General features: G+C 55.3%; 18 protein-coding genes, 9 tRNA genes and 3 rRNA genes. 15 read left to right on the plus strand and 15 right to left on the minus strand.

The window, feature by feature from the left end:
• The 12 genes from B5F94_RS10635 to B5F94_RS10690 form a co-directional block, all read left to right on the plus strand.
• Positions 1 to 1045: ribosomal RNA gene (locus tag B5F94_RS10635) — 16S ribosomal RNA — on the plus strand; the annotation flags it as partial.
• A 196-nt stretch (positions 1046 to 1241) separates the two neighbouring features.
• Positions 1242 to 1318: transfer RNA gene (locus tag B5F94_RS10640), tRNA-Ile, on the plus strand.
• A 13-nt stretch (positions 1319 to 1331) separates the two neighbouring features.
• Positions 1332 to 1407 (plus strand) — tRNA-Ala (locus B5F94_RS10645).
• Between the two features lie 278 nt (positions 1408 to 1685).
• Positions 1686 to 4525: ribosomal RNA gene (locus tag B5F94_RS10650) — 23S ribosomal RNA — on the plus strand.
• A 78-nt stretch (positions 4526 to 4603) separates the two neighbouring features.
• Positions 4604 to 4679, plus strand: a tRNA-Lys gene (locus B5F94_RS10655).
• Positions 4680 to 4681: 2 nt separating this feature from the next.
• Positions 4682 to 4756: transfer RNA gene (locus B5F94_RS10660), tRNA-Glu, on the plus strand.
• A 130-nt stretch (positions 4757 to 4886) separates the two neighbouring features.
• A 5S ribosomal RNA gene (rrf, locus tag B5F94_RS10665) occupies positions 4887 to 5002 on the plus strand.
• A gap of 41 nt (positions 5003 to 5043) precedes the next feature.
• Positions 5044 to 5119: transfer RNA gene (locus B5F94_RS10670), tRNA-Asn, on the plus strand.
• Positions 5120 to 5183: 64 nt separating this feature from the next.
• Positions 5184 to 5260: transfer RNA gene (locus B5F94_RS10675), tRNA-Ile, on the plus strand.
• A 3-nt stretch (positions 5261 to 5263) separates the two neighbouring features.
• A tRNA-Trp gene (locus tag B5F94_RS10680) sits at positions 5264 to 5339 on the plus strand.
• Positions 5340 to 5380: 41 nt separating this feature from the next.
• A tRNA-Asp gene (locus B5F94_RS10685) sits at positions 5381 to 5457 on the plus strand.
• 4 nt (positions 5458 to 5461) lie between these two features.
• Positions 5462 to 5537, plus strand: a tRNA-Thr gene (locus B5F94_RS10690).
• A gap of 134 nt (positions 5538 to 5671) precedes the next feature.
• On the opposite strand, the gene B5F94_RS10695 is transcribed toward B5F94_RS10690, so the two are convergent.
• The 9 genes from B5F94_RS10695 to B5F94_RS16250 all read right to left on the minus strand — a co-directional run bounded on the left by B5F94_RS10695 (position 5672) and on the right by B5F94_RS16250 (position 9203).
• The gene (locus tag B5F94_RS10695) at positions 5672 to 5881 is read right to left on the minus strand and encodes a hypothetical protein (RefSeq protein ID WP_087330034.1); all 210 of its coding nucleotides are present in this window, start codon (positions 5879 to 5881) and stop codon (positions 5672 to 5674) included.
• A gap of 18 nt (positions 5882 to 5899) precedes the next feature.
• Positions 5900 to 6544 (minus strand): hypothetical protein, encoded by a 645-nt coding sequence (locus tag B5F94_RS10700; protein WP_087330036.1) that lies wholly within the window; start codon positions 6542 to 6544, stop codon positions 5900 to 5902.
• A gap of 373 nt (positions 6545 to 6917) precedes the next feature.
• On the minus strand, positions 6918 to 7109 hold the full coding sequence (locus tag B5F94_RS10705; protein ID WP_087330038.1) for a hypothetical protein: 192 nt from the start codon (positions 7107 to 7109) through the stop codon (positions 6918 to 6920).
• Between the two features lies 1 nt (position 7110).
• A complete protein-coding gene (locus B5F94_RS10710; protein WP_087330040.1) occupies positions 7111 to 7341 on the minus strand; it encodes a hypothetical protein in 231 nt (76 codons plus the stop codon).
• The gene (locus tag B5F94_RS10715) at positions 7338 to 7628 is read right to left on the minus strand and encodes a hypothetical protein (RefSeq protein WP_087330042.1); all 291 of its coding nucleotides are present in this window, start codon (positions 7626 to 7628) and stop codon (positions 7338 to 7340) included. Before B5F94_RS10715 ends, B5F94_RS10710 begins: the two co-directional genes overlap by 4 nt.
• On the minus strand, positions 7615 to 7893 hold the full coding sequence (locus B5F94_RS10720) for a hypothetical protein (protein WP_087330044.1): 279 nt from the start codon (positions 7891 to 7893) through the stop codon (positions 7615 to 7617). Before B5F94_RS10720 ends, B5F94_RS10715 begins: the two co-directional genes overlap by 14 nt.
• A 98-nt stretch (positions 7894 to 7991) precedes the next feature.
• Positions 7992 to 8342, minus strand: a complete 351-nt coding sequence (locus B5F94_RS10725; RefSeq protein ID WP_087330046.1) for a putative PDDEXK endonuclease — start codon at positions 8340 to 8342, stop codon at positions 7992 to 7994.
• 197 nt (positions 8343 to 8539) lie between these two features.
• Complete coding sequence (locus B5F94_RS10735; RefSeq protein ID WP_158100279.1) at positions 8540 to 8815, minus strand: CHC2 zinc finger domain-containing protein; 276 nt, start codon at positions 8813 to 8815, stop codon at positions 8540 to 8542.
• Positions 8808 to 9203 (minus strand): hypothetical protein, encoded by a 396-nt coding sequence (locus B5F94_RS16250; RefSeq protein ID WP_143383285.1) that lies wholly within the window; start codon positions 9201 to 9203, stop codon positions 8808 to 8810. The genes B5F94_RS10735 and B5F94_RS16250 overlap by 8 nt, the downstream gene beginning before the upstream one ends.
• A gap of 560 nt (positions 9204 to 9763) precedes the next feature.
• Here B5F94_RS16250 and B5F94_RS10745 point away from each other — a divergent pair.
• Positions 9764 to 10381, plus strand: coding sequence for a helix-turn-helix domain-containing protein (locus B5F94_RS10745; protein WP_087330054.1), 618 nt, complete (start codon positions 9764 to 9766; stop codon positions 10379 to 10381).
• 4 nt (positions 10382 to 10385) lie between these two features.
• Positions 10386 to 11585, plus strand: a complete 1200-nt coding sequence (locus B5F94_RS10750; protein WP_087330056.1) for a tyrosine-type recombinase/integrase — start codon at positions 10386 to 10388, stop codon at positions 11583 to 11585.
• Positions 11586 to 11951: 366 nt separating this feature from the next.
• Here B5F94_RS10750 and B5F94_RS16715 read toward each other — a convergent pair whose 3' ends face one another.
• The gene (locus B5F94_RS16715; protein ID WP_204247486.1) at positions 11952 to 12767 is read right to left on the minus strand and encodes a hypothetical protein; all 816 of its coding nucleotides are present in this window, start codon (positions 12765 to 12767) and stop codon (positions 11952 to 11954) included.
• A gap of 125 nt (positions 12768 to 12892) precedes the next feature.
• Here B5F94_RS16715 and B5F94_RS10760 point away from each other — a divergent pair, with 125 nt between their 5' ends.
• The gene (locus tag B5F94_RS10760) at positions 12893 to 13282 is read left to right on the plus strand and encodes a hypothetical protein (protein ID WP_087189109.1); all 390 of its coding nucleotides are present in this window, start codon (positions 12893 to 12895) and stop codon (positions 13280 to 13282) included.
• A 132-nt stretch (positions 13283 to 13414) separates the two neighbouring features.
• Here B5F94_RS10760 and B5F94_RS10765 read toward each other — a convergent pair whose 3' ends face one another.
• From B5F94_RS10765 to B5F94_RS10785, 5 genes are all read right to left on the minus strand, one after another.
• Positions 13415 to 16420: a serine/threonine protein kinase gene (locus B5F94_RS10765; protein WP_087330057.1), complete on the minus strand. Its 3006-nt coding sequence runs from the start codon at positions 16418 to 16420 to the stop codon at positions 13415 to 13417.
• A gap of 40 nt (positions 16421 to 16460) precedes the next feature.
• Positions 16461 to 17168, minus strand: coding sequence for a PP2C family protein-serine/threonine phosphatase (locus B5F94_RS10770; RefSeq protein WP_087330059.1), 708 nt, complete (start codon positions 17166 to 17168; stop codon positions 16461 to 16463).
• Positions 17169 to 17180: 12 nt separating this feature from the next.
• Entirely contained in the window at positions 17181 to 17933 is a 753-nt protein-coding gene (locus tag B5F94_RS10775; RefSeq protein WP_087330061.1) for an FHA domain-containing protein, read from the minus strand.
• Positions 17934 to 17944: 11 nt separating this feature from the next.
• Positions 17945 to 18310, minus strand: coding sequence for an STAS domain-containing protein (locus B5F94_RS10780; protein ID WP_087189113.1), 366 nt, complete (start codon positions 18308 to 18310; stop codon positions 17945 to 17947).
• 77 nt (positions 18311 to 18387) lie between these two features.
• Positions 18388 to 18606, minus strand: coding sequence for a hypothetical protein (locus B5F94_RS10785; protein WP_087330063.1), 219 nt, complete (start codon positions 18604 to 18606; stop codon positions 18388 to 18390).
• Positions 18607 to 18694 lie beyond the last annotated feature (88 nt).

An 18694-nucleotide genomic window follows, 5' to 3' on the forward strand; every position in this document is an offset into this window, starting at 1 on the left:
ATGAATAAGCCACGGCTAACTACGTGCCAGCAGCCGCGGTAATACGTAGGTGGCAAGCGTTATCCGGATTTACTGGGTGTAAAGGGCGTGTAGGCGGGACTGCAAGTCAGATGTGAAAACTATGGGCTCAACCCATAGCCTGCATTTGAAACTGTAGTTCTTGAGTGCTGGAGAGGCAATCGGAATTCCGTGTGTAGCGGTGAAATGCATAGATATACGGAGGAACACCAGTGGCGAAGGCGGATTGCTGGACAGTAACTGACGCTGAGGCGCGAAAGCGTGGGGAGCAAACAGGATTAGATACCCTGGTAGTCCACGCCGTAAACGATGGATACTAGGTGTGGGGGGTCTGACCCCCTCCGTGCCGCAGTTAACACAATAAGTATCCCACCTGGGGAGTACGATCGCAAGGTTGAAACTCAAAGGAATTGACGGGGGCCCGCACAAGCGGTGGAGTATGTGGTTTAATTCGAAGCAACGCGAAGAACCTTACCAGGGCTTGACATCCCGGTGACCGCTCCAGAGATGGAGTTTCCCTTCGGGGCGCCGGTGACAGGTGGTGCATGGTTGTCGTCAGCTCGTGTCGTGAGATGTTGGGTTAAGTCCCGCAACGAGCGCAACCCTTATTGTTAGTTGCTACGCAAGAGCACTCTAGCGAGACTGCCGTTGACAAAACGGAGGAAGGTGGGGACGACGTCAAATCATCATGCCCCTTATGTCCTGGGCCACACACGTACTACAATGGTGGTTAACAGAGGGAGGCAAAACCGCGAGGTGGAGCAAATCCCTAAAAGCCATCCCAGTTCGGATTGCAGGCTGAAACCCGCCTGTATGAAGTTGGAATCGCTAGTAATCGCGGATCAGCATGCCGCGGTGAATACGTTCCCGGGCCTTGTACACACCGCCCGTCACACCATGAGAGTCGGGAACACCCGAAGTCCGTAGCCTAACCGCAAGGGGGGCGCGGCCGAAGGTGGGTTCGATAATTGGGGTGAAGTCGTAACAAGGTAGCCGTATCGGAAGGTGCGGCTGGATCACCTCCTTTCTAAGGAGACTTCAAGCAACCGAGAGTTGTTTGTAACGTCCTACGGTCAGCTTTCTGGAGCGAATGAGCTTTCACGTTGTTTAATTTAGAGGGTACACGCGTTAAGAAAATATGCCGCCGGCATATTTTTAGCGTGTACCGCGGCGGCTATGCCGACGCGGGCCAGGTAGGCAAGAAGTGAATGGCACCTATTTACGGGCCCATAGCTCAGCTGGCTAGAGCGCACGACTGATAATCGTGAGGTCGGTGGTTCGAGTCCACTTGGGCCCACCACTTCTCTCTCGATGGGGGTATAGCTCAGCTGGGAGAGCACCTGCTTTGCAAGCAGGGGGTCGTCGGTTCGAGCCCGACTATCTCCACCAATTCAATATCAGATCGAAGCACCTGGAGACAGATGTTTCGATCTGACCTTGAAAGAGGTTGGAAGTCAGCACCTTGAAAACTGAACAATGCAGATTGAAAGTATGAAGAGCAAGCAACAGAGGGCAATAACAGCAATGTTGTGGAACTTAAAGATAGAATGGCGAAAGCCGTTTTAGTGAATGGGTAAAACAATGTAGCCAAATTGCAAAACTTCTGTGAGGCCTGCATAATTCATGATCGAATAGAGAACAGCTCAGAAATGAGACTGTTCTACTAAGGTCAAGCTATAAAGAGCGCAAGGGGAATGCCTTGGCATCAGGAGCCGAAGAAGGACGTGACAAGCTGCGATAAGCTGCGGTGAGCTGCACATAAGCTTTGACCCGCAGATTTCCGAATGGGGAAACCCGGCAGAGCAATACTCTGTCAGCCTGCGTTGAATCAAATAGGCGTAGGTGGGGAACCGCCTGAACTGAAACATCTAAGTAGGGCGAGGAAGAGAAATCAACAGAGATTCCGCAAGTAGTGGCGAGCGAACGCGGAAGAGGGCAAACCGAAGGATTTATCCTTCGGGGTTGAGGACCGACACAACGGCAGGATAGGTTAGCCGAACGGTATGGGAAGGCCGGCCATAGCGGGTGAGAGCCCCGTAGGCGAAAACCGAATCTTGTTAGTCGAGTTCCAGAGTACCGCCGGACACGTGAAACCCGGTGGGAAACTGGGGGGACCACCCTCCAACCCTAAATACTACCTGATGACCGATAGAGGAGCAGTACCGTGAGGGAAAGGTGAAAAGGACCCCGGGAGGGGAGTGAAAGAGAACCTGAAACCTTGTGCTTACAAGCACTCAAAGCTCGTTAATGAGTGATGAGGTACCTTTTGTAGAATGGTCCGGCGAGTTATTGTTACTGGCAAGCTTAAGGTATTCAGTACCGGAGGCGAAGGGAAACCGAGTGTGAACAGCGCGTATGAAGTCAGTGGCAATAGACCCGAAACCGGGTGACCTATCCATGGGCAGGTTGAAGTGGGGGTAAAACCCCATGGAGGACCGAACACACGCCCGTTGCAATGGTCGGTGATGACCTGTGGATAGCGGTGAAATTCCAATCGAACTCGGAGATAGCTGGTTCTCCCCGAAATAGCTTTAGGGCTAGCGTTAACTTAGATTACCGGAGGTAAAGCACTGAATGGGCTAGGGGCCGATAAGGTTACTGAACCCTATCAAACTCTGAATGCCGGATAATTGATGGTTAGCAGTCAGTCTACGTGAGATAAGTCTCGTGGACAAAAGGGAAACAGCCCAGACCCACAGCTAAGGTCCCAAAGATACGCTAAGTGGAAAACGATGTGGAGTTGCGAAAACAACCAGGATGTTGGCTTAGAAGCAGCCACTCATTAAAAGAGTGCGTAATAGCTCACTGGTCGAGTGACTCTGCGCGGAAAATATAACGGGGCTAAGCGTAACACCGAAGCTTGGGCTTGTCGTAAGACAGGGGTAGGGGAGCGTCGTGTACGGGGTGAAGTCGCAGCGGAAGCAGCGGTGGACTTTACACGAGTGAGAATGCCGGAATGAGTAGCGAGAATTATGTGGGAATCATAATGGCCGAAAATCTAAGGTTTCCTGGGGAAGGTTCGTCCGCCCAGGGTAAGCCGGGAGCTAAGGCGAGGCCGAAAGGCGTAGTCGATGCACATACGGTTGAAATTCCGTAGCCACCGAACCTTAAGCACACTGACACATGGAGATAGCGGGACCCGGGCGTTGGTTGACCCGGGCGTAAGGGACCGAAATAGAGTAGGGAAGTCCGCGATGCTCTGTGGCGAGAAAAGGTGTGTGGTATGCTAAGGTGCCCGTACCGCAAACCGACACAGGTAGATGAGGAGAGAATCCTAAGGCCAACGGGAGAAGGGTTGTTAAGGAACTCGGCAAAATGACCCCGTAACTTCGGGATAAGGGGAGCCTCCTACGGGAGGCCGCAGCGAATAGGCCCAAGCGACTGTTTACCAAAAACACAGGTCTCTGCTAAATCGAAAGATGACGTATAGGGGCTGACGCCTGCCCGGTGCTGGAAGGTTAAGAGGAGAGCTTAGCGCAAGCGAAGGTTTGAATCGAAGCCCCAGTAAACGGCGGCCGTAACTATAACGGTCCTAAGGTAGCGAAATTCCTTGTCAGGTAAGTTCTGACCCGCACGAATGGCGTAACGATTTGGGCACTGTCTCAACAGCCCACCCGGCGAAATTGTTGTACTGGTGAAGAAGCCAGTTACCCGCAACTAGACGGAAAGACCCCATGGAGCTTTACTGTAGCTTAATACTGGAAATCGGTAAATCATGTACAGGATAGGTGGGAGACTTGGAAGCCAGGGCGTCAGCTTTGGTGGAGTCACCCTTGGGATACCACCCTTGATTTGCTGGTTTTCTAACCTGCGGCCGTGAATCCGGTCGGGGGACACTGTTAGGTGGGCAGTTTGACTGGGGCGGTCGCCTCCTAAAAGGTAACGGAGGCGCTCAAAGGTTCGTTCAGCACGGACGGAAACCGTGCAGTGAGTGTAAACGCATAAACGAGCCTAACTGCGAGACCGACGGGTCGAGCAGTAACGAAAGTTGGAGTTAGTGATCCGGCGGTATGCAAGTGGAAGTGCCGTCGCTCAACGGATAAAAGCTACCCTGGGGATAACAGGCTGATCTCCCCCAAGCGTCCACAGCGACGGGGAGGTTTGGCACCTCGATGTCGGCTCGTCACATCCTGGGGCTGAATTCGGTCCCAAGGGTTCGGCTGTTCGCCGATTAAAGTGGCACGCGAGCTGGGTTCAGAACGTCGTGAGACAGTTCGGTCCCTATCTGTTGCGGGCGTAAGAGATTTGAAGGGAGCTGTCCTTAGTACGAGAGGACCGGGATGGACGTACCTCTGGTGCACCAGTTGTTCTGCCAAGGGCATGGCTGGGTAGCTATGTACGGACGAGATAAACGCTGAAGGCATCTAAGCGTGAAACTCCCCCTAAGATTAGATCTCTCATCCTTCGGGAGTAAGGCACGTCGTAGACTATGACGTTGATAGGTCGGAGGTGGAAGCGCGGTAACGCGTGCAGCTGACCGATACTAATAAGCCGAGGGCTTGACCTTAACATGATGATTGCAGGCGCTTGCCTGGTACAGGAAACTGCATTGTTCGGTTTTGAGGGTGCTGACAAAGCTCCAGATGCGCCTTTAGCTCAGCTGGTAGAGCAACTGACTCTTAATCAGTGGGTCCCCGGTTCGAATCCGTGAAGGCGCACCAATGGCCCGTTGGTCAAGCGGCTAAGACGGCGGCCTCTCACGCCGCAAACGTGGGTTCGATTCCCGCACGGGTCACCAATTTTTTTAAAATTGGTCTTGACAGTGAGAAGAAAATAGAATATAATAACTTATCGTTGAGAAAGACGGTAAGGAGAGAAAAGTTCAGATGAAGTTTTCTTTGCTTACTTTCTTTTTCAAAAGAAAGTAAGTTGGTGTTGATTGCGGTGAGGGTCCACCCGTTCTCATCCCGAACACGGAAGTTAAGCTCACCTGCGCCGAAAATACTTGTCTGGAGACGGACCGGGAAGATAGGTAACGCCAACACAAAGAAGGGTCTGGTCTGACCAGACCGGGCCCTTTTACATTCCTCCTTAGCTCAGTCGGTAGAGCATGCGGCTGTTAACCGCAGGGTCGTTGGTTCGAGTCCAACAGGGGGAGCCAGACAATGTGGCTCGCCGCCACAAGTGTGACGGCGAGCCTCTTTTTAAGACAGTTGGATCGGTATGGGCCTTTAGCTCAGTTGGTTAGAGCAGCCGGCTCATAACCGGCCGGTCCACGGTTCGAGCCCGTGAAGGCCCACCATTTAGGGGTATAGCTCAGCTGGTAGAGCATCGGTCTCCAAAACCGAGTGCCGAGGGTTCGAATCCTTCTGCCCCTGCCAAACAAATATTCAGCCTTTGCTGTGGATATAGATATCACGATGGCGCGGTAGTTCAGTTGGTTAGAACGCCGGCCTGTCACGCCGGAGGTCGAGGGTTCAAGTCCCTTCCGCGTCGCCATTATGCTGCTATAGCTCAGTCGGTAGAGCGCATCCTTGGTAAGGATGAGGTCCCCAGTTCAAATCTGGGTAGCAGCTCCACACAAACCCGTTGTCCCACAAGGGATAGCGGGTTTTTACTTTTTCTTCCAATGGTTGACTTGTGGTAAAAGGATTGAGCAAAGGATTGAGGTAGGGCAAAAAATGGGCCGGGGATTGCTCCCCGGCTTTGTTTGTCATAAATAGAAATAGCCTTGCTTCTCTAGCTCCAGCAGCAGCTCCACGGCCCGCAATTTTTCGCCGGGGCTAGATTTTGGATTCTGACGGATTTGCCGCAGCGTGGTGATCTGCGCCTCCCGCTCGGCCCGTTCCTGCTCGCGGAGTTCTCTCCTGGCCTGTTCATTGCGCTTGCGGGTTTCCTGCCCTTGTGCGTGGCTTCGATCCATTACAAGATTCCTCCCAGGTCAAAAGTTATTTACAGCTTCGCCGGACAGCTGCTCCCACCGCTGGCCCATGCTGACAGTGTGGGCGGGGGTGTCCCGCCGTGCCCGGCTCTGTCCGCTGCAATAGTCCGCAATCCGGGACAGGTCATCCCATGCCCGCATCGTTCGGCCCTGCCCCTGGCTGCATACCTGGGCCAAATGGTACAGCGCTCCACGCTCTTTCGCCTGGGTGCTGTCCATATCATCGGCGGCTTCCTTTGCGTACTTTGCCACAAAGCGCAGCATGACGGGGTTATCATCGTACTTGCCCACTAGGGAATAGAAGTCATCGGTGGAGAGGATACCGCTTTTCAGTAGTTCCAGGCCGTTAGGGTCAACCGCGTCCGGGTCTGCAAGGTTTCCTCCGCGCACCTCCCGCTCCAGGGCAGCCCGCAGTTCCGACCGCCTCCGGTTGAACTCCGGCCAGATACGGGCTTCCGCTTCCTTAAAGGTCAGTTCTGCCTCTTGGTATTTCAGTTTGGCCCGCTGGCGTTCCATGTCGCTGCCCCTGGACATTCTGTGGGCATCGCTTGCCGCCTGGAATTTGTCCCATGCTTCCATATACTCCCGCCGTGCCGCCTGAAAAGCGGCGTCAAGGTCTTTTGCAAAGTGGTTAAATTTAGTCATTTTTATTTTCCTTTCTGTTGCATAAATTCCAAAGTGCGCATTTTTCACTGCACATGAATGGGGTTTGCTTACTGCCAAAAGGACAGCGCCCCCCAATGGACGGGGCCTCGCCGGTCACAAGTCCGCATCCGTGCTCCCCGTATCGGGCGCATTTCTGGGTACACTTGGAGAGTAAAGGGCAATCCCCGGGTTTGGGGCGGTTGTCCTCTGCGATCTTCTGAACCGGCGGCGCGCTCCCTACCTCAAATTCTCCGTAAGATGTTGTAATGGTCGGAGCATACTCAATCGCGGCCCTTCCGACGCGGCGGAATTTGCGCCCGTGTTCATCTATTTCCCAGTGTTCAGGTTCAATCTGTTTCATAGTTCAATCCTTTCAGATGTCAATAATGATAACGGTCTTGCATTTGTTCAGATATTGCCGGGCTTCTTGCTCGGTGGCAAAATTCCTTGTTTCGTGCCCGGTATAGTTTGCCTCCCATCCGCTGGAGGTCTGTATGATAATCCCGACGTTTGGGCCTGGTATCGCTTTTCTCAGCCTCTCTAGCCGCTTTTGAATATCGGTCATATTACCCCTCCACTACATGGATATTATCAAGTTCAAATTGTAATATCCGGTCAAGATCGTCTAAACTGCTGCCGCCAAGAACACGCGCAAACTCGCCTTGATCCGCTTTCATATCATCAACGGTTCCGGTTTTCTCTGTCCCGGCTACACTGTATAGAATCCACAAGGGGACTCCACGCTTGCTGGCCATGTATGCCTGGAGGCGCTTCAGCCGCGCCATTACATCGTTCATGGTTCATCACTCTCCAGTTCTGGCAGTTCCAGCTTGCCAGCCTCTATTGCCTCATCAATCATTTGGTAAAAGGACAGGCTCAAAGCGTCTATGCCCTCTATGGGATGAGGGTAAAGGACGATCCTCCGCCCGTCCGGGGTGTATGCGCCATGCTCCAGCAGATAGGCAAAGGGGTCTTTGCTGGTGTGAAATTCTCCGCCGCCCTCGACAATAAAGGTTGTTTGACCGGCGGACAGCGTTTTTAGATATTCCCGCAGTGCGGAAAGGCGTTGTTCAGTGCTTGCCATCGGTTTCTTCCCTCCATTTCTCCAGTTCCCGCAGCTGCTCCAGAATGTCGGTCTGTTCGGTCAGCTTCAACGCATATTCCAGCGTTGAGCGGGCAGCCTGTATGCGGGCCGTGGCCTGTTCGTCCGTGTTGCCCATGATTTCTGTGAGTGTGGAAATGGCAAGGGCAAGGGCCTGTTGTGCCTGCCGGGTTGCGTCATGGACAAGGTTTCCAAACGCTTCTCGGTATCGCTCCATAAACTCCGGGTCTTTCATGTACTCCCGCAAGGTGCTTTCTCCTATCCCTGCGGCCTTTGCCGCCTCTGCCCGTGTGCGGCTCACAAGGAGGGCTTGCAGGGCTTTTTCTTTTCTCGGTGTCGTGGGTATCACCCCTTTCTTTCGTTGGTTTCTGCGGCTTTCTGGCGGTCATAGAGGGCAACCCAATCATGGAGGCGCATGGTTACAAGCCACGGCTCACGGCTCCGGCGGTGGAACAGGGCGGGCACTCCATCGTGGAATTTCTCTGCATCCCTTACTGCCTGTTTCATTGCCTCCGGCACATTCAACCGCTCAACACGCTTGACTTCAATATGTACCCCTCTGAGGCCGGTCAAGTCCGGCACATCACCAAAGGACAGAGAACCGCCCCGCTCGACTTGATAGCCATACTCACGGAGCAGGGCGGCAAGTTCCCGCTCTCCGTCTGCACCCTTCCTCTGCGACGATCTACCGGCCATCTACAAGCCCCCTTTTGTCCCTTTTGGCCCTTTTGTCACAGGGATTTATCAATAGTTTTTTTGTCGGTCTGCCGCCGGTTGCTATTTCAACCTCTCGGACATACCCCATATTTACAAGGGCTTGCAGGGCGGGCTCCATATCTTCAACACGCTTAAATTTCCCTTTACACAGCCGGAACAAATCTCGCTTGCTCATTTCATCCTGGCCGGTGCTGCTGATCCTCTTCCAGAGATAGGCGCTCAACGGCTCCCATAGCGTCCAGGCCCAGCAGGCGGGCGGTGAAGTCAATAGAATCCCCGCCCACATCACACACCCAGCAGCGGAAGCGGCCATTGCGGAAGCTCATAGAGGGGTGCTTGTCATTGTGGAAGGGACACAGTGCCCACCCACGGCGATCAAATGTCAGGCCATAGTGCCGGGCGGCATCCTGGGCGCTCACCCGTTCCCGGACTTCCCGGAAAACATCAGTCAAGCGCAGCCGCCTCCTCGATTGCCCGTGCTGTCCGCATGATCTCCCCGGCCCGGTGCCGCATGGAGCGAACACAGGCGGCTTTCTCATCCTCGCTGCCCGGAAGATAGTAGCCGGTCAGGTTGTCTGCACAAATCGGTGTCCCGCTCCGGCGCTCCCGCTCGATCATCAGGCGGACGGTTCTTCCATCAACGCCCAGCAGCTTTTTTAGGTGCCGGAGGGGAACGGCGTTTTCCCGGCCACGGTTCAATAGGTCAGAGACTTTCCATTGACGGCCCGCCGTCTCCGTGGTACAATTAAAAACAGGAATAGACGCCCTGCAAGCCGTCATTTCCGTCGCCGCCCCTGTCAGCGTTGCCGCGCTGGTGGGGGCTTTTTCTTTTGTTGTCATGCGTGTACTCCTTTCAAATTCGCTGTACTTGCCGCCTCCAGTTGCTGGAGGAAGAGAGGCATATTGACTCTGTATTCCTGTCCCACTCGCAGGCAAGGAATTGTCCCGTTTTTGCACCCGGCCCGGATGTACCCCTGCGCTAATCCGCTGATTCTGCTGGCCCCCCGGATGGATTGATAGGGGGTGGTGAGGTCAAGTATGCGTTTTGGCATCGTCCGTCCTCCCTTCGCTGGCCTGGAGTTTTTGCGCACGCCGCTCCCAGTAGCGCCGGTTGCTTTCCCGGACTTTATCCGGGTTCTTTTTTCTCCACTCACGAAAATATGCTGCCCGTGCTGCTCTCGCCTGTTCGTCAAGCTGCTTTACTGAATCCAAAATAATCAGTCCTTTCCATTACATTTATCTTGACTGGTGCGATACGCCGTGATAAGATAAAGATGAAAGTTATCTTAATCTTTCACTTTAATTGAATTATATATGCGAAAGTGAAAAACAGGAAAAAATTTCACTATAATTTTTTCTGGTGAAACAAACGAAAAACTTTCACTTTGGAGGGGAAATAAATGTCACGGAAAAGGATACCGCATGAGGTTGATACTGCCGCGATAGAAGAAAACGCGCAAAGTCCGGAAATGGCTATATTTGCGAAAACTTTAAATGCTCTATTAGTTGAAAAAAATGTGCATCAAGACGATATGGCTCGGGCGCTTGGCATCTCAACGGGAAGTATTTCATCATGGAGAAATGGCAAAAAGGAGCCGCGCCTTTCGATGATAATTAAAATAGCAGATTATTTGGGCGTAGATTGCCATTACCTTATGACAGGAGTACAAGCAGAAAACTATGTATGCTCAAATGATTTGGGCCTTTCTGCGGGGGTCATAAATTGGTTGAAGTCGATCACTGGAGATCCTGTTCGTCTGGAAATGCTCAATGCAATTTTGGGGAATAAGACCTTTCAAGCAATATTGCCGTCTGTATATGAATTAAAAAAAGTGCAGATTGCAGCGGAGTTTGACCGATTCAGCTGTGACTTTACACCGTCCAGAGAAATAGGGTGTGGACAATATGTAGTTGGTGGGGATGAATACCTTTCTGTGTTGGAGTACAGAATTGCGGAATGGTTGAAAATGGTGATTGATGATGTTACACGATCTGCGTTGGACGAATTAGGAGGGTAATAACATGGCCAGCATTAAACTGTCAGAGACAAAGGACGGTCGCCGGTTCTTTCAAATCAGCGTTTCCCGTGGATATGGCAAGGCCCCCTATAAAACGCGCTGGTACTGGCCGGACGGCTGGAGCAAGCGGACAGCGGAGCGGGAGGCCGCAAAACGGGCCGCAGCCTTTGAGCTGGCCTGTAAAAACGGGAAAGTCCTAAACCGTGCCCAGGAGCGTGAAAAAGCCGCCCAGGAGGCGGCGGAGGCGGCAAAGCTGAAAACGGTGCGCCAATATGCGGACGGGGTATTTATGCCCACCAAAGAGGCGACATTTTCCGAAAATGCCCGGTCAAGCTATCGGATGTTCCTGGACAGGCACATTCTCCCGGTTCTGGGGGAGCATCTGTTAACGGAAGTCACCCCGGCCATGATCTCCAAGTTGCTGGTGGATTTCCAAAAGGCCGGATATGCCCACGCTACGGCGGTAAAGCTGTATAACATCCTGAATGGTGTCTTTGAAATGGCGTTTCTGGATGACAGCATCCCCATGAATCCCATGCTGAAAGTAAAGCGGCCAGCACCCCGCAAAGGGGAGCAGGTGCAGGAGGAAGGGGAAAAGGCATTGACGGCCCAGGAGCTGGCCCATGTCCTTTCCTGTGCCGCTCAGGAGCCGTTGAAGTGGAGGGCATATATCAACCTTGCCGCCGATACAGGGGCGCGCAGAGGGGAGCTGTGCGGCCTCTGGTGGTCAGATATTGACTGGAGCGCCGGGACGGTGACGATTAGACGAAACCTCCAGTACACGGCGCAAGCGGGGGTTTTTGAGACATCTCCCAAAAACGGCAAAGCCCGCACGGTGGACATTGGCCCGGAAACACTGTCCATGCTGAAACAGCTCCAGCGGGAACAGGCTGCAACGTGCATTTCCAAGTATGTGTTTACCCAGGACGGGGAGACGGTTCCCATGCACCCGCAAAGCCCCACACGATACTTTAAGAAGTTCGGGAAGAAGTACGGCATCCCAAACTTCCACCCGCATCTGCTCCGGCATAGCTCCGCCTCGGTGGCGATCACCAACGGCGCGGATGTGGTCAGCGTATCGGAGCGGCTGGGCCATAGCGACACGGCGGTAACGCTGCGGATGTACGCCCACGCCAATGAGGAAAGCATCCGGCGGGCCGGGCAGACTGTCCGGGACGCATTACGGAACGCACAAAACGGATAAAAAAGAGCGGTGCGGATTTCCGCATCGCTTTTTCATGCCCTCTGAAAAGGATTGAGCAAAGGATTGAGCTACACGCTAAAAGGATTGAGGTAAGGCTATAACAATCTACGACAAAGCACAACAGGGGAAAACCGTAAATCCATTGTGCCACAATGGGTACAAGGTTTAAGATACGACAAAATACAGTAAGCTAAAACAGGGCCAACTATAATTGGTAAGGATGAGGTCGCCAGTTCAAATCTGGCTAGCAGCTCCAAAAACCCTTGAAAGCCGAACCTTTCAAGGGTTTTTTGTTGTAAAAATTGAAGCGCACTGGACAGGAAGCATTTCCTTTCCAGTGCGCTTTTTTTGATCCGCCGCGTGGGCTTACATTGCAGTATGGATCTGGAAGGTGATGCCCAGCTGCCGGAGCATGGACTCCACGTGGCAGGCGGTGCAGCCCCCTTCCGCCCAGTCCGCCAGAGCTTCCGGCAGGGTACGGTTTGGATTCAGGGACATTTGAAGCCGCTCTCCCTGGGACGCCTCCAATCCATAGTGATACTCCTTCTCAGCCTCCACGTCGATGCTGTAGCGCTCCACTGTGCCGCGCTGGTCATAGAACACAGAGAGGAAGAAAGGGTGCTCCAGGGAGAGGGGAAGGCGCTTGTGGAACAGACTCAGGGAGGCATGGAACCGGTCGTCCTCCAGCATGGCCTGGGCCATGCGGTACTTGAGAACACGCCGTCTGTCCCGGACGGTGACCGTGTTCAGACGGGCCAGGTCGCTGTTGTGGGTCAGGTCCGCCAGCTTCACCCGGCGGGCGATGGGATTGCTGCGCAGCCGGACCACATACTCCAGATAGGGAGTGTATTCGTCATGGGTCAGAAGCCCCAGGGCCTCCAGTACCGCCTCCGGGAACCCCTCATCCCGCAGATCGCAGATGGTATAGTGGGAGTCCTCCACCACGTCGTGGAGCAGAGCTGTGCACACCTCCTCCTCTGTTTCCAGCTGCTCGGCCAGATGGAGGGGGTGGATCACATAGGGCAGTCCGCTTTTATCCGTCTGGCCGTTGTGGGCCGCAAAGCAGATCAGCAGGGCCTTTTTCGTCAGAGGTGTATATATCAGCCCTACGGGGCGCAGAGGCGCCATGGGGGCGCTTTCCAGGGGACTGGTGATGCTGTTGGAGTCGTGGTTTATGCTCATATAGCAGCCCTTCTTTTTTTACTTGAATTTTGTGTAACCACTGTAACAGTTTTGCAGGTCGCGGGTATATATAGGCAGAACAGGCAAAGCAAGACACAAATACAATTTATAAGGAGGACACAGAGATGGAGATGCAGAAGAATTTTTCCGAGCAGGACGTGAAGGACCTGGAACTGTTTGCTGACAAGCTGGAGCAGGCGGAGGACGAGGCTGCTGTAAACAGCATCCTGAAGGAGTACGGCTATGATACCGGTGCCAAGTCCGGCGATGAGCTGGGAGAGGCCGATCTGGAGAATGTCACCGGAGGTGTGACCGAGTTTTCCGCGCTGAAGTGGCTGCTGAAAAATACTGACTGGGGCAAGCTGACCTGGAAAGGCACCAAGATGGCTGCCAGATGCCTGTACGACGCCGTCAGATATGGCGATCCGTACCGGACTTACAGTGAGAAGGAAGTCCAAAAGGTCAGCAAAGACCTGGATGAGGCCATTCCCAATTGGATCAAGAAGTTCAGCTGATCCGGAACGCCGGTCTCTGTTGGGGCGGGGCTGTTTGCCCCGCCCCTTCTGCTGCGGTCTGGTTTGGACGGCGCAGGTGGTTAAATGGAGGTGTTGTAAGATACAACACCTCCATTTTGTGTCTGTCTGGGATCACCACCACGCAGTATACTCGCAGAATGTGCGGTCCGGTGATCCTTTTTTCTCTAGGAAGAAGGGATCTTCTTCAATCAGAGCCTGCAGCTCCTCCAGATATTCTTCCATACGGCCGCCGGTAAAGATTCCGCCGCCTGTGACATAGCCGGGCAGGATGCTGCCGGTGCCGTAGGTTTTGCTGAACCAGATGCGCGCCCGCTCTTTCAGCACGTCATTTTCGTCGATAAAATAGAGATACAGGCCGTCGGCGGGGGAGTGCTCCAAATCAGACTGCTCATATAAGGCCTTGGTCAGCGCTACTACCTGGGAGGCGAAGTTCTTGCCTGTGTTCATGTGCAGATAGACCCGGATGTTCATTCCGTCGCTGACCACTTCCATCTGCTCGTACTGAGCTGCGGCATCACAGTTCTCAATGTTGTCCCGCACCTGCTTGGTCAGGTCGCCGTACTGCATGGAGAAGTTGGCATCGTCAAAGGCAACGCCGTTCTCGTCCTCGTTGCACTGGTACTGGGCCGTACTTGCCCCGGAGGGCAGATTGACGTCCTGGGAAATGGCAGTCAGCAGCTGCACCAGCCAGCGTTGCTCCTCTCCGATGGGCTGATTGTCCCAGAAGCAGCCCTGATCCAGGGTCACCACCGTGCCGTCGGCCCCATCCTCCAGGTCGCAGGCAAGCCAGGGAATGTTGTTGACCTTGAGATAGATCTTGTCATACCCGGCGTCCTGAGCCAGCTGGAGGAAGTTTGCCAGGTCCTCCTCACTGCTGCCTGCCGTGGCCTCCAGGGCGTAGGTGCCGTCCGGGCGGCTGATCCAGTCCAGCTGCCGGACATATAGATTGTTTAAGCCGGCGCTGAGATAAAAGGTAACCTGCCTGAATTCCAGCAGCTGAAGCAGCGGGATACTCATATGTTCAGCGCCGGTTTTTACCACCATCTGATAGGTATCCCCGGAGCAGATGGTACCAAATGCGTATTCCTCACCCAGAAGGTCCAGGCGGCGCTTCATGGCGGCGCAGGCGTCGGCCCACCGGCCTTCCCCGGGGAGGGCATCGCTGTCCACCCAGGGATAGAGCAGGGTGACGGTCTGGCCGGTCACCTGGTCAGGGGAGCGCTGGAAGGTTTCGGCCTGATTGCCGGTGTCCGGAGTCTCCCACGCTGCCTCGTAGTTTACATCCAGCTGGTAGTAGAAGGGGTTTGGCAGGGGCTCCTGGGACAGGTTGTGCTGAAGCAGCCGGGCAAATGCCGCGCCGTCCGTATTGGTGATGTAGAAGGTCCGTCCGTCCCCCGCTGAATAGAGATAGGTGTACCAGAGATTGGAGGAACTCTCAATATCCTGGGCCAGGGCCATATCGGTGCCCCATTGGGCCATTTTATCCCGGTTTTTCTGGACAAATTCCTCGGTGAATACCAGCTTCTCCAGGCCGCCCTTCTCCAGAGCCTCCGCCAGATCGGGTGCGCTGCAATCTTCCGGCGCCTGGGTCTCAATGGTGATGGATTCCACATCGGAGGGGGTCACCCGGATGGAGTCGCTACGGTCTGTCTGGTATTCCTGAAAATTGATCAGGCTGAATTCCATGGACCGGCTGATGTAGCACTGCATGGTCTTTTCCAGCCCCAGCGGCTCGATCACCGAGCGGGGCAGAAACAGCTTGATCTGATCGTCCTCCACCGCAAAATCGTAGGGCTGGCCGTCGCAGAGAAGATCGATCCGCTGCTCCACCGTCTCCGCTGCCTGAGCAAAATCGTGGACGGGCATCTCCTCGTGGGCGGTCAAAATGATCCGCATATAGTTGCCCGAATCGATATCCGCCTGGCTGACGCCGCCATTGCGTCCGGTTCCCTGGGGGATGAACCGGCTGGCCCCCCAGATCCCTGCGGCCAGCACCGCCACGGCCAGCACCGCGGCCAGCGGCCGCAGCCATTTTTTTCGGGCTTTTTGTTCCGGGACCGGCTGAGGTTCCGGCGGGGTGTGGTGGGGGTCGGGCTCTGCGCGGCGGGGAATGGGACGGGTCACATCGTCGTCGTCATCCAGCTCCAGCGCATGATTTTCCCCTGCGGGCCGGAAGAGCATCTCCTTCATCTCACCGATGGTCTGGAACCGGTCCTCCGCCCGGACGGCCATTCCCTTTTTCAATACCGCTTCCTGCAGGGCGCTGATCTCTACCCCCAGTTCGGAGGGCCACTTCAATTCATCCAGCTGGGCCCGTTCCAGGGCGTCGTCCGGCTTCAGACCGGTGATACAGCAGTAGATGGTGGCGCACAGCGCGTAGACGTCGGTCCACGGCCCCTGATGGCCTTTGCTGCGGTACTGCTCCTCCGGGGCGAAGCCCGTCTTGAGGATCACCGATACGCTGGTGTTGCCGCTGAGGTCCAGCTGTCTGGCGGCGCCGAAGTCCATCAGTTTGACGGTGCCGCTCTTCAGCAGCATGATGTTGTCCGGACTGATATCCCGGTGAATGATGCCCACCTGGTGGATCTTTTCCAGAGCGTCCATAACGGGCCGCATCCGTTCAAAGATATCGTCGGCAGAAAAGCGGGTCAGTCTCAGGATGGAGCGCAGGTCATGTCCGTCCAGGTACTCCATGACGATGTAGGCGGTGTTGTTGGCTTCAAAAAAGTCCCGGACCGTAACCACGCCCGGGTCATCTGCAAACTGTGCCAATGCCCGGGCCTCGCTGAGAAATTTTCGTTTTCCTTCCTCGATGGAATCCACCTGTCGTTGATCAGAGATGGTGATCTCAGGGGAAAAAGCCACGTTTCGGCTGGCGATCCCACTGGGGTAATATTCCTTGATAGCCACCCGGGTATCCAACAGCAGATCCCGGCCAATGTAGGTAATGCCGAATCCACCCTGACCCAGCGAACGCCCCACCAGATATCTGCCGTTCAGTTTGCTGCCGGGGCGAAGGTGGTGGAGCAGCTCCGTATCCCCGCCCTGATATCCGCAGTGGGGACACACATCCGCTCCGCCGGTGGGCAGCATACAGTGTAAGCAGTAATCTGTCATATCCTGTATTCTCCTTCTCTTAACACGGTTGCTCCCGCGCTCACCGGATGAGCATGGCGATGGCGGAATGGTTATCTCCGGTGTGGGCGCCCCGGACGGCAAGGCGGGCGCGCATGGCCTCCAGCCATTGCAGGGCGGTGGAGGCGCCGGAGAGGTCGTATGCCATCTCCGACTCCTGGATCTTCTCCCAGAAACCGTCGCTGCACAGGAGCAGCCCGTCCCCCGGAGCCAGCTCCAGATGGGCAATATCCACCGTCACATCATCCTGTGCGCCCAGGGCACGGGTGAGCCGGTGGCGGTCCTTGCAGGTGCGCAGCTCGGCCGGGGTGATGTCGCCGGCCCACAGGGCCAGCTGGGCGGTGCTGTGGTCCCGGGACTGATACAGGATACTGCCTTCCCGGAACTGATAGATCCGGGTATCGCCCACATTGGCGGCCAAAGCGGCCCGGCCGTCAAACCACACGGCGGCCAGGGTGCTTTTCATGCCGGAGGTCTGACGCTGCTCCCAAATGAGGGTGTTGGCCTGCTCCACAGCCCCCCTGAGGGCGACCACCGAGACGGGCTTGCCCATGATGCCGCCCCCCACTGTCTGGACGGCCAGCTGGGCCGCGGCCTTGCCGCCCTTATGCCCGCCCAGCCCATCTGCGATCAGGCCTGCCATGGTGTCGCCGCTCTCCAGCAGCGCAACGGCGTCTTCATTTTCCTTCCGGCCGCCGATATCCGAATAATAGGATGCGCTGACGTTCATGGGGAGGCCTCCTTACTCTATGACGTCCACAATAAAGGTTTCCGTACCCAACTCCAGCACATCCCCGCTCTTGATTTGGCACTGCTCCTCCTCATCCAACTCCCGGTCATTGACATAGACCTTGTTGGTGGAATGATGGTCCATCACGGTACAGATCCCGTTTTTCAGATGAAACACCGCATGGATGCGGCTGATGCTCTCATTGTCCGGAATGGCGTAGCTGCAGGTGAGCTTTCTTCCCACGGTAAACTCGTCCTTGGAGATCTGGATGGCCTCTCCCGTAGACCGCCGTTTCAGGTAATATTTTTTGATACTGGCCTTGGGGATGTGGATGGTCTTGCCCTCCTCCAGGCAGGGCTTCATCGCGGGCAGCTGCAGCAGGGCAAGACAGCAGGCACCGTCGGTGTGGCAGACGGCGTAGTCCACCGCCGCCACCTGCTCCAGCTCCAGCTGGGCCTTCATGACGGGGGAGAGCTCCACCGCTTCAAGGAGCACCGCCGCCACCGGTTTGCCGCCCAGAATGCTGCGGTTGAAGCGGCTGCGAAAGCTGTGGTCCTCCACCGACTGCCGGGATAAGAAGGCCAGTATGACCTCGGCGTTTTGGGGGACAGGGGCGTTTCCAGCAGCGGACGGCTGGTCCCAACAGAGCCTGCAGTCATTCTTTTGCAGGATCTCCAGCAGGGGGGACACCCGCTTCCAGTCGGCCGGGCAGCAGAGCGCGTAAACAAAGGGAAGGTTCTCTGTATAGTCCTCTTGCATCAACATCCACGTTCACCTCAGCTCTCAATCTCAAACAGTTCGTCAAACCCGATCTCTGCAAAGGTGGCGTGGACCGCAGGGCTCATGGCGCACAGCTTCAGCATGGAGCCGGGACGTTGGTCCAGCAGGCGCTGGACGGTGAGCAGGGCCTTCAGGCCCCCGCTGGAAATGACTTGCAAGCCGGAAAAATCCACGGCAATCCTGCTGCGGACGCAGGCCGCAGCCATCAGCTCGTCCTCAAAGGCGGGCGCCACAACCGAGGAGAGTGTGCCCGACAAACTTAGGGTTACGGTATCTCCTGATAGGGTTTCTGTGATGGAAAACAGCAGTTTCCCATCGTCCTCCTCCCAGCGCACGCAGTCCTGCTCTATGTGCCTGTTCATGTTACTAGCCCCTTCCCGCCGGCTGTCTTATTTGCCCACAATGCCGCAGACAGACTGCGGCCCCTCAGCGCTGGCGCTCAATGGTTTTTGTTGTCGATTTGCTTGATAAAATCTTTGTATGGGTTGGAACTGCCTGCAGCTGTGACCAGTTCCAGCTCGTCCTCTCCCAGTTCATCGGAGCATCCGTCAAAACACTGGAGATCGGACACCCGCTTCAGCCGCTGGTCGATGGCTTTCAGTTCCTCCGGGATCTCCTCCGGCATATGGTTGATGTTTTTGATTTGATCTGGCTCCATCAGATTACCTCCCCGGGTATATGTTCTGGTCGGGCCGGTCCGGCATGGATCGCTCTGCGGCCAATCAACTGCTATGGTTATTCTAAAC

Source organism: Flavonifractor sp. An4, from assembly GCF_002161755.1.
GTDB lineage: Bacteria > Bacillota > Clostridia > Oscillospirales > Oscillospiraceae > Flavonifractor > Flavonifractor avicola.